General features: G+C 56.9%; 2 protein-coding genes and 1 pseudogene. All 3 read left to right on the top strand.

Going from position 1 to position 1,930, the window contains the following annotated elements:
• Positions 1-567 (top strand): annotated as a pseudogene (locus ACXJ5O_RS25595) (M28 family peptidase); the annotation flags it as partial.
• A gap of 66 nt (positions 568-633) precedes the next feature.
• Positions 634-1,485, top strand: a complete 852-nt coding sequence (locus tag ACXJ5O_RS25590; protein WP_457302360.1) for a transporter substrate-binding domain-containing protein — start codon at positions 634-636, stop codon at positions 1,483-1,485.
• 70 nt (positions 1,486-1,555) lie between these two features.
• Positions 1,556-1,930 (top strand): ABC transporter permease subunit (locus ACXJ5O_RS25585; protein ID WP_457302359.1); only part of this gene is annotated, 375 nt, incomplete at its 3' end.

Genomic DNA, 1,930 nt, shown 5'->3' with positions numbered 1-1,930 from the left:
GTGAAGATGTTGGCCGCGCTCGGCTGGTGGTGGCATACGCCGCATGACACGATGGAGCATATCGATCCGAAGAATCTTGTTCGCGATACGAGTATAGTTCTTCGGGTTCTGCGACATCTGCTGAGATGTCGCATCCTGCCTTATGATTATACGGCATACGCCAGTGCATTCGCTGACGAAATCGCGCACCTTAAGCAGCAGCTCGGCGACAGGCTGGATATCAGCGCCCTCCAAACCGGTGTGTCAGCTCTCCGGGACAATGCGGCAAGCCTGCTTGCGACATCGAAGACCGCCACGGATGCCGATGCTTCGCGTATCAATGCGGCGCTTGTGCGCGCCTCGCGCCGGCTTGTCCCGCTCAACTATACGACCGGCGAGCGCTTCCATCACGATTCAGCGTTGCCGCATGCCGCCTGGCCATCATTGGAGGGGATAAGACAACTTGCGCGGCATCCGGAAGGTTCGGCCGAGCTGCCGTTTTATGTCGTGCACGCGCGTCAGACGCGAAATCGCATTTTCCATGCCTTGCAGGAAGCCAATGCGGAACTGGAGGCGGTACTGATCTGAACGCGGCCTGAAAACAGTTCGCGAACAAAACGAGGCCCTGCGGCCTCCAAATAAAGGGGAATGAAGATGAAGAAGAAATTGCTGTTGGCGATCGTAGTCGCCGCTTTGTCATTCACGGGTACGGCGGCAAACGCCAAGGACTGGACCCATGTCAAAGTGGGGATCGAAGGTGCCTTTCCGCCCTGGAACATGATCGACTCCGGGGGGAAATTGTCGGGCTTCGATGTCGACCTGATCCAGGACCTGTGCACGCGCGCCAAGGTCGAATGCGAACTCATCACCGGCGAATGGACAAGCCTGATCCCCAGTCTGAACGCCGGGAAGTTCGATCTCGTCATGACGCTCGGCATCAATGAAAAGCGCAAGCAGGTCGTCGACTTCACGGTTCCCTATGCGAGCGGCGTTGCCAGTTTCCTCACCCTCAAGGATGGAACGGTGGCCGCGCTCCCCATGACAGGCGAGCGTCTTAATCTCAACGATCATGCCAAGGCCGATCCTGTGATGGYCGAGATTGGCAAGGAGCTCAAGGGCAAGTCTGTCGGCGTTGTCGGCTCGACGAGCCAGGAACAACTTATTCAATCCTATTTTGGCAATGCAGTTACGGTCCGCACCTATAAGAGTTCACCCGAACGCGATCTCGACCTGAAGGCAGGACGTATCGATGCGGGTTTCGACAGCGGCGTATACGCAACCTCGATGTTGGCCAAGCCAGGCAATGAGGATCTGCAGATGTCTGGCCCTCTTATCAAAGGCGCGATGCTTGCAACGGAAGTGGCGCTTGGCACGCGCAAGGGTGAGGCCGATCTTCGCGAAAAGTTCGATATCGCGATCAAATCTGCTGCCGAGGCAGGCGTCATCAAGGCGCTTTCGGAAAAGTGGARCAAGCTCGACCTCACGCCAACATTCAGCGGAAATTGAACGCGCAGTTTCAAGAGTAGGGCACAGATATGCCGTTCAATCGTCTTTATGAAGCCGGATCCTGTGGGTCATGAACCAGCCGGGCTTCCTTGACGTCATCAGCTTTGGATCGGGAGGGTGGGGTGCTGCTCTTCTCGCCGGAGCCTGGATGACGATTCTCATCGCTATATCCGGTTTTCTGATCGGTTCGATCATCGGCACATTCGGCGCTTGGGCAAAGATATCCGGCGGCAGGACAATACGGGCTATCGCTGACGGATACACCACCATACTGCGCGGCATTCCCGATCTTCTCGTCATCTATCTGTTCTATTTCGGCGGGAGTGCGGCGGTAACAGCGATTGGGCGTTTTTTCGGCTCGGAGGGGTTTATCGGTTTTCCCGGTTTTCTGGCCGGTGCTTTGGCGGTTGGCRTCACGTCGGGCGMCCAGCAGACAGAGGTGTTT

The sequence above is a fragment of the Phyllobacterium sp. P5_D12 genome (assembly GCF_054049495.1).
Note: the sequence above shows the minus strand (reverse complement) of the source record. Positions and strands in the feature narration are given on the sequence as shown.